General features: G+C 71.0%; 11 protein-coding genes. 7 read left to right on the top strand and 4 right to left on the bottom strand.

Going from position 1 to position 11,857, the window contains the following annotated elements; genetic code table 11:
• Nucleotides 1-45: 45 nt before the first annotated feature.
• The 3 genes from ACFXJ5_RS40510 to ACFXJ5_RS40520 all read right to left on the bottom strand — a co-directional run bounded on the left by ACFXJ5_RS40510 (nucleotide 46) and on the right by ACFXJ5_RS40520 (nucleotide 3,507).
• Nucleotides 46-1,224 (bottom strand): DUF5667 domain-containing protein, encoded by a 1,179-nt coding sequence (locus tag ACFXJ5_RS40510; RefSeq protein ID WP_384643325.1) that lies wholly within the window; start codon nucleotides 1,222-1,224, stop codon nucleotides 46-48.
• A 201-nt stretch (nucleotides 1,225-1,425) separates the two neighbouring features.
• Entirely contained in the window at nucleotides 1,426-2,223 is a 798-nt protein-coding gene (locus ACFXJ5_RS40515) for an ECF subfamily RNA polymerase sigma factor, BldN family (RefSeq protein ID WP_384643328.1), read from the bottom strand.
• 345 nt (nucleotides 2,224-2,568) lie between these two features.
• Complete coding sequence (locus ACFXJ5_RS40520) at nucleotides 2,569-3,507, bottom strand: HAD family hydrolase (protein WP_384643331.1); 939 nt, start codon at nucleotides 3,505-3,507, stop codon at nucleotides 2,569-2,571.
• A gap of 137 nt (nucleotides 3,508-3,644) precedes the next feature.
• On the opposite strand from ACFXJ5_RS40520, the gene ACFXJ5_RS40525 reads away from it, so the two are divergent.
• The 7 genes from ACFXJ5_RS40525 (at nucleotide 3,645) to hemB (ending at nucleotide 10,708) form a co-directional block, all read left to right on the top strand.
• Nucleotides 3,645-3,881 (top strand): glutaredoxin family protein, encoded by a 237-nt coding sequence (locus ACFXJ5_RS40525; protein ID WP_384643334.1) that lies wholly within the window; start codon nucleotides 3,645-3,647, stop codon nucleotides 3,879-3,881.
• Between the two features lie 167 nt (nucleotides 3,882-4,048).
• A complete protein-coding gene (locus ACFXJ5_RS40530) occupies nucleotides 4,049-4,726 on the top strand; it encodes a 3'-5' exonuclease (RefSeq protein WP_384643337.1) in 678 nt (225 codons plus the stop codon).
• Nucleotides 4,727-4,857: 131 nt separating this feature from the next.
• On the top strand, nucleotides 4,858-5,634 hold the full coding sequence (locus ACFXJ5_RS40535; RefSeq protein WP_384643340.1) for a redox-sensing transcriptional repressor Rex: 777 nt from the start codon (nucleotides 4,858-4,860) through the stop codon (nucleotides 5,632-5,634).
• Complete coding sequence (locus ACFXJ5_RS40540) at nucleotides 5,631-6,974, top strand: glutamyl-tRNA reductase (protein WP_384643343.1); 1,344 nt, start codon at nucleotides 5,631-5,633, stop codon at nucleotides 6,972-6,974. The genes ACFXJ5_RS40535 and ACFXJ5_RS40540 overlap by 4 nt, the downstream gene beginning before the upstream one ends.
• On the top strand, nucleotides 6,971-7,939 hold the full coding sequence (gene hemC / locus ACFXJ5_RS40545; RefSeq protein WP_384643346.1) for a hydroxymethylbilane synthase: 969 nt from the start codon (nucleotides 6,971-6,973) through the stop codon (nucleotides 7,937-7,939). The genes ACFXJ5_RS40540 and hemC overlap by 4 nt, the downstream gene beginning before the upstream one ends.
• A complete protein-coding gene (locus ACFXJ5_RS40550) occupies nucleotides 7,936-9,579 on the top strand; it encodes a uroporphyrinogen-III synthase (protein ID WP_384643349.1) in 1,644 nt (547 codons plus the stop codon). Before hemC ends, ACFXJ5_RS40550 begins: the two co-directional genes overlap by 4 nt.
• 133 nt (nucleotides 9,580-9,712) lie before the next feature.
• Nucleotides 9,713-10,708, top strand: a complete 996-nt coding sequence (gene hemB, locus ACFXJ5_RS40555) for a porphobilinogen synthase (RefSeq protein WP_384643352.1) — start codon at nucleotides 9,713-9,715, stop codon at nucleotides 10,706-10,708.
• A gap of 175 nt (nucleotides 10,709-10,883) precedes the next feature.
• Here hemB and ACFXJ5_RS40560 read toward each other — a convergent pair whose 3' ends face one another.
• The gene (locus ACFXJ5_RS40560) at nucleotides 10,884-11,672 is read right to left on the bottom strand and encodes a DUF4253 domain-containing protein (protein WP_384643355.1); all 789 of its coding nucleotides are present in this window, start codon (nucleotides 11,670-11,672) and stop codon (nucleotides 10,884-10,886) included.
• Nucleotides 11,673-11,857: the final 185 nt, after the last annotated feature.

Consider the following 11,857-nt stretch of genomic DNA (forward strand, 5'->3'; position numbering starts at 1 on the left):
GGGCGGAGCTGATTCTCAGCTCCGCCCGCCGCACTGTTGCTGTCGCTATTCGTCCTCGGCCGCGAGGCCCAGGCCTGGGAGGAGGCCTGGGAGGAGCGGGGGGAGGGTGACGGAGGGTTGGGTGGAGTCGGCGGAGCTGGAGGGGGAGCTGCTGGGGGTGGAGGTGGAGCCGCCGTCGACGAGGCCGCCGATGAGGTTGTTGTCGGCGGAGGCGCCGGAGGAGGAGGGGCTGGACTTGCCGGAGCCGGCGGATTTGCCGGTGGCGGAGCCCGTGGCCGACGGCGCCGGCTTGCCGGAGGTGCCGGAACGGGTGCTGTTGGGCGCGCCGTTGCGGTCGGCGGTGCCACCGGTGGCCGGGGGGAGCAGCTTCTGGAGCGGGCCGACTTCCTGCTCTATGGCGTCGAAGACGGAGTTGACCCGGTTACCGACGTCCGTGAGCCGGGAGGGGAGGCGGTCGCGCAGCTCGGTCCAGCCTTGGCGGTGGCTGGAGGAGAAGGCGGAGAGCGCTTCGATCGGCTGCAGAGAGCCGTCCCTGCGGTAGGCGGCGCTGAGCAGGCGGTGACCTTCGGAGGCCTCCTGCTGCATGCCGGTCAGGGCTTTGCCGATCTCGCCGACCGACTCGGCGTCGAGGCTGCCGCTCCTGCCGCGCTCCATGAGGCGACGGGCCTCCTGGAAGCGGGTGGAGGCGAGGTCCAGGTAGACCTTGCCCCGGGCGGCGTCGTTGTCGGCCAGGTTGAGCCGCATGTCCTCCATGCCGCGCTTGAGGCCGTAGAGCGTATCGCCGGGCAGCGCGTCCGTGCTGGCTGCCGCGACGCCGCCGAGGGCGCCGGCGGCGACGCCGACCGACAGTCCGCCGGCGGCGAGCCGGCGGCCCCAGCGGGAGCTGGGCTTGTAGCGATGCGCACCGTTGCGGGTGTTGCCGCTGCTGCTGCTGCCGCGCTGCTCGGGCACCTTGAGGGTGCCGTCGGCGAGCGCCGCCTCCATGGCGGCGATCAGCTGGGCGCGCTGCTCGATCTTCTTCGCGGGGTCCAGCACCGGCCGGGGTACGTCTTCAAGGGCGTCCGCCAGGGCCAGCATTCGGCCCTGGTCCGGGTCGGCATGCCGGTCCGCCGCATGAGCGGCATGAGCACCGTGTTGCTGCTCGCCGACCGCCTGGGGACCGCCGTCCTCCAGGGCCTCGGCGAAGGCGTTCGCCCGCCGGTGCGCTGTTGGGTTCGCGATCACGGGCGGCACCTCCTCTCGTCATTCACACTCGACTCCCCGAAGCGCCCGGAAGGTTGCGTTCCTTGAGCCTGTCCACCCGATCGAGTGACCGGAAGCGAGCAAGGCACCGCAGTGGGGGGTCTGCATTTGATGCAACGAGTGCCGTACGAGTTGGGTTACGCAGTCATGATGATCGGATCGTGCGGATTCACGCAACGGATCTCACCGGGCGTCTTCGGGGAGCAGTCGGGCCAACGTCCGGACCGCCCGGTACTGAAGGGTTTTGATCGCGCCCTCGTTCTTGCCCATGACGCGGGCGGTCTCGGCGACCGAGAGGCCCTGGAGGAAGCGGAGCGTGACGCACTCCTGCTGCTGGGGGTTGAGCTTGAGGACGGCCTTGAGCAACGACTCGTTGGAGAGCGCCTCCAGGACGGAGTCCTCGGGGCTGCGCTCGACCTCGTTGGCGTCGAGCATTTCGCCGGTGACGACTTCGAGGCGGAAACGGCTCGACTTGAAGTGGTCGGCGACCAGGTTGCGGGCGATGGTGACCAGCCAGGCGCCGAAGTCGCGGCCCTGCCAGGTGAAGGTGCCGATCCGGCGGAGGGCGCGCAGAAAGGTCTCGCTGGTGAGGTCCTCGGCGGTGGCCTTGCCGTTCACGCGGTAGTAGATGTAGCGGTACACCGTGTCGGAGTAGTGGTCGTACAGTCGGCCGAAGGCCTCGGTCTCCCCGGCCTGGGCCCGTTCGACCAGCTCCATCATGCGGCCGCTGTCGCTGTCGGCGGCGGGGCGGCGGGACGCGGTGTTGGCGCCCGGGGCTTGCGCGTTGTGCCGGGTGGTGCGGCGGCCGACGGCGGTGCCCGCCTCGGCCATGGCATAGAGCGGACCGTAAGCGGAACCGGCGGGCACGGGCGTGGCGAGGGCGGGCATGGCGTACGTGGGGACAAGGGCGCGCAGGTGGTCGGCCACCAGTGCGCGCAACGCAGCCAAGCCAGAGGCGTCAACCCCGGTGTGTGGGTACACGGGACTCCCAGAGGCAGAACTTCCATCACGTGCAGTACGGAACCGTTCACCCGTCGTAGCGACGCGTGGGAACCGGCTTGCGTCTGAGGAGAATAACGCTTCGTACAGGCGACGCTACACCGAGTCGCTGAAATCACCGATTCCGCCCACTCTCTGGCGGATTGGTGACCACTCAATTATCGAACGTGAAAACGGACTTGACCATATGGGGTCGTGAAATGCTCGCATGGAGTGCGTGTTGTGGCTGTGTGACACAGCGGGGACTGAGGTGGGGCCAGAGGGGGAAGACCGAAGGGATGGCCCCGCTGACCTGTGCACACCCGGTGTCGTGACCGCGCGTGTCCCTCAGCGGCGGCGGCGTTGCAGGGCCACGGCGGCCGCCGCGCCCCCGGCCACGGCGCCGACTCCGGCCGCCGCGGGGATGCCGATTTTCGCCGCCTTTCGGCCCGTACGGTAGTCGCGCAGCCGCCAGCCCTCGCGGCGGGCGTGCTTGCGCAGCCGCGCGTCGGGATTGATCGCATACGGATGTCCGACCAACGAGAGCATCGGGATGTCGTTCGACGAATCGCTGTACGCAGCGCAGCGCGAGAGTTCGAGTCCCTCGGCGACGGCCAGTGCCTTGACGGCCTCTGCCTTGGAGGGGCCGTGCAGCGGCTCGCCGACGAGGCGGCCGGTGTAGACGCCGTTGATGTGCTCGGCGACGGTGCCCAGTGCGCCGGTGAGGCCGAGGCGGCGGGCGATGATCGTGGCGGTCTCGACGGGGGCGGCGGTGACCAGCCAGACCCGCTGGCCGGCGTCCAGGTGGGCCTGGGCGAGGGCGCGGGTGCCGGGCCAGATCTTGCCGGCCATGTACTCGTCGTAGATCTCCTCGCCGATCGACATGAGCTCCTCGACGCGGTGCCCCTTGACGATCGACAGGGCGCTGTCGCGCGCCTCCTGCATGTGCTCGGGGTCCTCGGAGCCGGCCATCCGGAAGTACGCCTGCTGCCAGGCGAAGCGGACCAGGTCGCGCTTGTGGAAGAACTTCCGCTTGTACAGGCCCCGGCCGAAGTGGAAGAGGGCCGCGCCCTGCATCACCGTGTTGTCCAGGTCGAAGAAGGCGGCGGCGTGCGGGTCCCCGACCACGGGGAACTCCGGAGGTGCGGCGGGCACGCCTTCTTCCGCGGGTTCCGCCTGCTTGGGCAGCGGAGCCGCGAGGGCGGCCTCGGCCGCGGCCTCGCCTGCCAGGACGCTGCGCGCGGTCGCGGAGCGCCTACGGGGGGTGAGCCATCGCAGAGCGGCCATGTGGCGAGCATAGCCAGTCCGTTAGGCAGTCCTGATGCGGGCATGGAGCGGCCGGGTGAACTCCTTGCGACGGATCTGTTACTCCGGGCCAGCGGCCGGCCGGAACCCGAGCGGCCCGCGGGGGCACAATGGCGGACATGAGGACTGTGACGCTCATCGGCAAACCCGGCTGCCATCTGTGCGACGACGCACGCGTGGTGATCGAGAAAGTCGCCGCGGAACTGGGAGCGGCGGTGGAGGAGCGCGACATCAACCAGGACGAGGAGCTGTACCGCACGTACTGGGAACAGATCCCCGTCGTCCTGGTGGACGGCGAACAGCACACCTTCTGGCGGGTGGACGAGGCCCGGCTGAGGCGGGCGCTGGGCGGCTGAGCCGGGCCGCGTGGGCCACTGTGGGCGAAATGGTCACGTTCCTTTCCGCCCGTGGCTTCGATTACCATCGAGGTCGTTTTGCAGAAGTTCTGCAGCGGGGGTGCGTGGCTAAGGATGGTGACGGCGTGCTCCCGGGCAGGTTTCAGGGGGTGCACGGGGGTTTCGCCGTGGTGGACCTTGAGGCGACCGGGTCCAGTTCGCGGCGCAATCGCGTGGTCGAGGTGGCGGTCGTGCTGCTCGACGCCGAACTGGCCGTGGAGGGCGAGTTCTCCACGCTGGTCGATCCGGAGGGCCCGGTCGGGCCGACCCATATCCACGGAATCGAGCACCACCATGTGCTGGCCGCCCGAGCCCCGCGTTTCGCGCAGATCGCCCCGCAACTGCTGAGGCTGCTGCGCGGCAGGGTGCTGGTGGGGCACAACGTGGGCTGTGACCGGGCGTTCCTGGTCTCCGAGTACGCCCGTATCGGCGTCGAATTCCCCGCCGTACCGGAGATGTGCACGATGCGCATGGCCGCGCTCCGCGGCACGCTGCCCGGGGCTCTGAGCCTGCGGGCCTGCGCCGAGTCGGCCGGGGTCACCGGCTGGGCAGCGCACACCGCGCTGGGTGACGCGCGAGCCACGGCGCGGCTGTTCACGCGGTACGCGACAGAGCCGGTGGAGCGGCACTCGCACGGGCGGCAGTCGTACGCGGTGGGGGCGGTCGCGAAGGCGGCCGCACTGGACTGGCCGCAGATGGCGGCGGTCGAGGCACCATGGGTGGGACGCAGGAGTACGGAAGTGGCGCGCAGAAGGAACGTTCCGGCGCAGCAAATCGTCTCTTATGTCGGAAATGAGAGCGCGTGATGCCGGTCACTTCCCCAGGGCAAATCGGACACCATCTTTGTGCACGCGTTCACAAAGACATAGATTGGCGTACACGGGGCGACCATAGGGACTGTGGCGCCTGTCGTCCACGCTCTACCCGCAGGAGCATCGTGGCAACTGGCCGAACTCACCGACCGGCGACCCGCAGCCGAGGGATCCCCGAGGCCACCGTCGCCCGTCTTCCGCTGTACCTGCGGGCTCTGACCGCGCTTTCCGAGCGTTCGGTGCCCACCGTGTCGTCCGAGGAACTCGCGGCCGCCGCCGGGGTCAACTCTGCCAAGCTCCGCAAGGACTTCTCGTACCTCGGTTCCTACGGAACCCGGGGCGTCGGCTATGACGTCGAGTACCTCGTGTACCAGATCTCCCGCGAACTGGGCCTGACCCAGGACTGGCCCGTCGTGATCGTCGGCATGGGTAACCTCGGCGCCGCCCTCGCCAACTACGGCGGCTTCGCCTCCCGCGGCTTCCGTATCGCCGCGCTCATCGACGCGGACGTCCAGCTCGCCGGAAAGCTGATCGCCGGACTGCCGGTGCGGCACGCCGACGAGCTGGAGGACATCGTCGAGGACAACCAGGTGTCCATCGGTGTGATCACCACCCCGGCCGGAGCCGCCCAGGAGGTCTGCGACCGCCTGGTCGCCGCCGGGGTCACCTCGATCCTCAACTTCGCGCCCACCGTGCTGACCGTGCCCGACGGCGTGGACGTACGGAAGGTCGACCTCTCCATCGAGCTGCAGATCCTCGCCTTCCACGAGCAGCGCAAGGCCGGCGAGGAGCTGAGCGAGGCCGTCGATTCGGTCGCGCCGCCGGTCGCCGCGAAGACCGTACGTGGCGGGATCAAGCGTCCGGGACCTGACGGGGACGTCCCCGCCGTGATGCCGGCATGAGTCTTCTCGTGGTCGGGCTGAGCCACCGCAGCGCTCCGGTCAGCATGCTGGAGCGGGCGGCGCTCGCCGAGGAAACCCGGGTCAAGCTGCTGCACGAGGCGGTCGCCGCCGAGCCGGCCGCCGAAGCTGCGGTGCTGTCCACCTGCAACCGCATCGAGCTGTACGCGGACGTGGACAAGTTCCACGCCGGGGTCGCCGAGCTGTCGACACTGCTCGCGGAGCACAGCGAGGTGCCGCTGGAGGAGCTCACCCCGTATCTGTACGTGCACTACGAGGACCGGGCCGTCCACCACCTCTTCTCGGTGGCCTGCGGACTGGACTCCATGGTCGTCGGCGAGGGCCAGATCATCGGCCAGATCAAGGACACCCTCAGCGTTGGCCAGGAGCAGCACACGGCGGGGCGCATGCTCAACGACCTGTTCCAGCAGGCGCTGCGGGTCGGCAAGCGCGCCCACTCCGAGACCGGCATCGACCGGGCCGGCCAGTCCCTGGTCAGCTTCGGCTTCGACCAGCTCGCCCAGGCCATCGGCGGCGTCGACAGCTTCGACGGCTGGGCCAAGGGCAAGCGCGCCCTGGTCGTCGGCGCCGGATCCATGAGCTCGCTGGCCGCCAACACCCTGGCGCGCGCCGGCGTCAGCGAGATCGTCGTCGCCAACCGCACCCACGAGCGCGCCGCCCGCCTCGCCCAGGCGGTCGGCGGCCGGGCGGTACGGATCGACGACCTGGCCGCCGAGCTGCCGCACGCCGACATCGTGGTCTCCTGTACCGGGGCGACCGGGCAGGTCATCGCCGCCGACACGGTCGCCCGCGCGCTGCTCTCCCGTACCGCCTCCACGCCCATCGGCCTGCTCGACCTGGCGATGCCGCGCGACACCGACCCCGTGGTGGGGACGCTGGACGGCGCCCACCTGGTCGACCTGGAGACCATCGGCACGGCCGCGCAGGACGCGCCCATGGCCGCCGACCTCGAAGAGGTCCGCAAAATCGTCTCCGCCGAGGTCGCGGCCTTCGGCGCCGCCCAGCGCGCCGCGCACATCACGCCGACCGTCATCGCGCTGCGCGCCATGGCCGCCGACCTGGTCGCCACCGAACTCGCCCGCCTCGACGGCCGGGTCCCCAACCTGGACGAACGCGAGCGCGCCGAGGTCACCCAGACCGTGCGCCGCGTCGTCGACAAACTCCTGCACGCGCCCACCGTGCGGGTCAAGCAGCTCGCGGGCGAACCCGGCGGCGCCGGGTACGCGGACGCGCTGCGCGAACTCTTCGACCTCGACCCGCAGGCGGTCGCCGCCGTCAGCCGGGCCGACGAAACGGCTGAACCGAATCGAGGGCGGGCATGAGTAGCCCGAACGCACTGAAACTGGGCACCAGACGCAGCGCCCTGGCCATGGCGCAGTCCGGCCAGGTCGCTCAGCAGGTCCGCGAGCTGACCGGGCGGGACGTCGAGCTGGTGGAGATCACCACGTACGGCGACACCTCGCGCGAGCACCTGTCGCAGATCGGCGGCACCGGGGTCTTCGTATCGGCGCTGCGTGACGCGATGCTCGCCGGTGAGATCGACTTCGCCGTGCACTCGCTCAAGGACCTGCCGACCGCCGCCCCCGAGGGGCTGACGCTGGCCGCGATCCCGGTCCGCGAGGACCCCAGGGACGCGCTGGTGGCACGCGACGGGCTGAGCTTCGAGCAGCTCGCCGCCTCGCCGCGCGGGGCGCGGATCGGTACCGGTTCGCCGCGCCGGCTGGCGCAGCTGAACCACTGGGCCCGACAGCTCGGTCTCGCGATCGAGACGGTGCCGATTCGTGGCAACGTCGACACCCGGATCCGCTATGTTGCCTCAGGCGACCTGGACGCCGTTGTCCTCGCCGCCGCCGGGCTGAGCCGGCTCGGCCGCCTGGCCGAGGCGACCCAGCTGATCCCCGCCGACGCTGTACTGCCTGCCCCCGGCCAGGGGGCACTGGCCATCGAATGTTCTGCGAAATCCGCAGAGCTGGCCTCCGTGCTCGCCGAGCTCGACGACCCGTTCACCCGGGCCGCCGTGACCGCCGAGCGCGCACTGCTCGCCGCCCTCGAGGCCGGCTGCTCCGCCCCTGTGGGCGCGCTCGCCGACCTTGTGGCCGACGGGCAGGTTTCCGAGCTGCGCCTGCGCGGCGTCGTCGGCACGACCGACGGCACGTCGCTGGTACAGATGTCCACCACCGGTGCCACCCCTGCCTCTCGCGAGGACGCCGCGGCACTCGGCCGCGAACTCGCCGCCGAGATGCTCGCCAAGGGTGCGGCCGGTCTTATGGGGGAGCGCGAACTTTGAGCCCCACCGCCGCCGCGGCGACCACGACCTCCGGGACCAAGAGTCCCGCCTGCGGACACGTCACCTTCCTGGGTGCCGGACCGGGAGATCCCGGGCTGCTGACCCTACGGGCAGTCGAGGCTCTCGCCGGCGCTGATCTGCTGATCGCCGACCCGCACGTCCTCGACGTCGTACGGGCGCACGCCAAGGCAGGCGTGGACACGGCCGAACCCACGCCCGGCGAGGGCGCGTTGGACGCGTCCGCCGTTGCCACCCAGCTTTTCATGGCGTCCGCGCGCACCGGCAAGCGGGTCGTCCGTGCGATCGCCGGCGACCCCGGCCTCGACGGCGCCGCCGCCGAGGAGATGCTCGCCTGCGCCCGGGCCGGCATCCCCTTCGAGGTCGTGCCGGGCGTCGCCGCGGCCGTGGGTGTCCCGGCGTACGCCGGTGTCCCGCTGAGCGGCGACGTACGTTTCCTCGACGCGTCCTGCGCGGGGTCGCGGAGCTGGACCGAGGCGGGCGCCAGCGACGCCACGCTGGTCGTCTCCACGACCCTGCAGACGGTCGCCGCTGCCGCGGCCGAGCTGGTCTCCGCCGGGCGCAAGCCCGACACCCCGCTGTCGGTGACCGTCGCCGGGACCACGACCCGGCAGCGTACGTGGACCGCCACGCTCGCGACCATCGCCGCCGAGCTCAAGGCCACCAAGGCCCTTCCCACGCCTGAGGGGCCGATCGCGGCGATAGCCGTCGTCGGCGAGCGGACCGTGGAGCGGCGCGAGCAGCTCTCCTGGTTCGAGACCAAGCCGCTCTTCGGGTGGAAGGTGCTCGTCCCGAGGACCAAGGAGCAGGCCGCGTCCCTGTCCGACCAGCTCCGGTCCTACGGCGCCGTGCCGCACGAGGTCCCGACGATCGCCGTCGAACCGCCGCGTACGCCGCAGCAGATGGAGCGGGCCGTGAAGGGGCTCGTCACGGGGCGGTATGAGTGGATCGCCTTCACATCGGTGAACGCCGTCAAGGCGGTGCGCGAGAAGTTCGAGGAGTACGGGCTCGACGCGCGCGCCTTCGCCGGGATAAAGGTCGCCGCGGTGGGCGAGTCGACAGCGAAGTCGCTGGTCGAGTTCGGCGTCAAGCCGGACCTCGTGCCCAGCGGTGAGCAGTCGGCGGCGGGGCTGTTGGAGGACTGGCCTCCTTACGACCCGGTTTTCGATCCGATCGACCGGGTGTTCCTTCCGCGCGCCGACATCGCGACCGAGACGCTGATCGCGGGCCTCGTCGAGCTCGGGTGGGAGGTCGACGACGTCACCGCCTACCGCACGGTCCGGGCCTCTCCGCCGCCGGCGGACACCCGCGAGGCGATCAAGGGGGGCGGCTTCGACGCGGTGCTGTTCACTTCGTCGAGTACGGTGCGGAATCTGGTCGGTATCGCGGGTAAGCCGCACAATGTGACCGTCATCGCGTGCATCGGTCCTGCGACCGCGAAGACGGCGGAGGAGCATGGGCTCCGCGTCGACGTCATGTCGCCGGAGCCCTCCGTGGAGGCGCTCGCCCAGGCCCTCGCGGACTTCGGCACCCGGCGCCGTGAATCCGCCGTCGCCGCCGGCGACCCCGTCACCCGCCCCAGCGAACGCCGCCCCGGCTCCCGGCGCCGCGCCCGCGTCTGACTGCGCCGGGCGGTCGTTTCGGCCCTGGGGCCGGAAGAGTCCCGGCAGAGCGTCGGCAAAAGGCCGGCCGGGACGGGCGTACCGTGGATGGCAGGGAAGCGGGGCGTGAGCGGAGGTAGGGCGGAGCATGGGCATGGGCAGCGGGTACGGCGAGTTTCCGGGGGCGCGGCCGAGGCGGTTGCGGGTGAACCCGGCGATGCGGCGGATGGTGGCGGAGACGCGGCTGCATCCGGCGGAACTGATCCTGCCGATGTTCGTGCGGGAGGGCGTGAGCGAGCCCGTGCCGATCAGCGCGATGCCGGGGGTCGTACAGCACTCGCGGGACACGCTGCGGAAGGCGGCCGCGGAGGCGGCCGCAGCGGGCGTGGGCGGGCTCATGTTGTTCGGGGTGCCGGAGGACGCGAAGAAGGACGCCGTGGGGACGCCGGGGACGGACCCGGACGGGATCCTGCAGGTGGCGATCCGGGATGTCATCAGCGAGGTCGGCGACTCGATCGTGGTCATGTCCGACCTGTGCTTGGACGAGCACACCGACCACGGCCACTGCGGCGTACTGGACGCCGCCGGCCGGGTCGACAATGACGCGACGCTGCTCCGCTACGCCGAGATGGCCCGGGTCCAGGCGGACGCGGGCGCCCATGTGGTCGGCCCGAGCGGCATGATGGACGGCCAGGTCGGCGTGATCCGGGAGGCGCTGGACGGCGCCGGGTACCAGGACGTGAGCATCCTCGCGTACACCGCGAAGTATGCGTCGGCCTTCTACGGGCCTTTCCGGGAGGCCGTCGGATCGTCGCTGCAGGGCGACCGGAAGACGTACCAGCAGGACCCGGCGAACTTCCGGGAGTCGATGCGCGAGCTGGCCCTGGATCTGGCCGAGGGCGCGGACATGGTGATGGTGAAGCCCGCGCTGCCGTATCTGGACGTGCTGGCGAAGTTCGCGGAGTCGGTGGACGTGCCGGTCGCGGCGTACCAGATCAGCGGTGAGTACTCGATGATCGAGGCGGCCGCCGCCAATGGCTGGATCGACCGCGACCAGGCGATCATGGAGACGCTGACCGGCATCCGCCGCGCCGGCGCGAACCTGATCCTGACCTACTGGGCGACCGAGGTCGCCCGGCAGCTCGGCTGAGGCGCGAGTGCCGTGACCGGCAATGTTTGCCCGTCATGAGCGTCGTCCGGTGCGTGCGATCGCGAGGCGGCCGGAATTCCTTGTAGCGGAGCTACCAGGGCTTTTGGCCAACGCCGCGAGTGTGCGTGCTGGGCGGAGCGACAGGGCAAAGCTTGCCGGGAGGGGCACTAGAAGCTCAGTCCCACCAGAAGCGCCAGAAGTCCTTGTCCAGGACGGCGTGTTCGGCGTAGGCGCGCAGGGAGTCGTAGTCCCGGTCGCCCTGGGTGAGGTTGTCGGGGCAGAAGGCGTAGTGCTCGGCGGCGACGGCCTCGGCGTCGTCCAGGGTCTTCGGCGGGGCGCCGACGGAGACGACGAGCTGGTCGAAGCCGACGGCGACGACGCGTATGCCGAAGCGGTCCTCCCAGGAGCGCAGGACGGCGGAGAGCCGGGCCACGTCGCCCTCGTGGTTGACGGGGCCGTACCAGCCGAGGGCGGCGGGTATGTCGGCGCTGCGGCGGGCGTGGACCAGGGCGGGGCGGAGGTCGCTGGACCACTTGTCCCGGACGAGGGCGGCCGCGATCTCCGTCGCCCGGGTGTCGGGATCGGGTCCGGCGCCGGCGGCCGGCTCCTGAGTCGGCGCCAGGCCGGGCCAGTCCTCGTCCACGAAGTCCTCGTCGTACTCCCACAGGTCGGCGAGGACTTCGTCGGGATCGTGCTCGCCGGGGTAGGACATCGCGTCGGGGTCGAGCTCCCAGTCCTCCAGCGGCTCGTCCTCGAGGTCGAGCAGCACCGGCTGGAGCCCGGCAGCCATCCGCGCGGGCAACAGCCGCGACCAGGAATCGGGGTCTGCAGGGTCGTCCGCGTACCAGAGCAAAGCGGGCTGCTCGGGGGTGTCGAGGACGCTGCCGGGCGGCAGTTGGAGCCCGAGGGCGTGGCCTGACGGGTCGTCGGCCAGCTGGGGCAGGGGGTTGGGAAGCATCGCCATACCGCATGACTGTAGGGCGGGCCACTGACAGTGGTGGCCCGCCCCCCGGTTCGTACGGCAGTTGCCGCTGGTGCCGTGGCCGCGAACGTTCGCCGGGTTGCGCAGCCGCCGGCTGCGCTTTGTCCTCAATCGCCGGACGGGGTGTCGATTAGCACCAGCGGGGCGTGAGGGGGCGGACGGGTGCC

The sequence above is a fragment of the Streptomyces sp. NPDC059373 genome, assembly GCF_042751495.1.
Classification (GTDB): Bacteria; Actinomycetota; Actinomycetes; order Streptomycetales; family Streptomycetaceae; genus Actinacidiphila.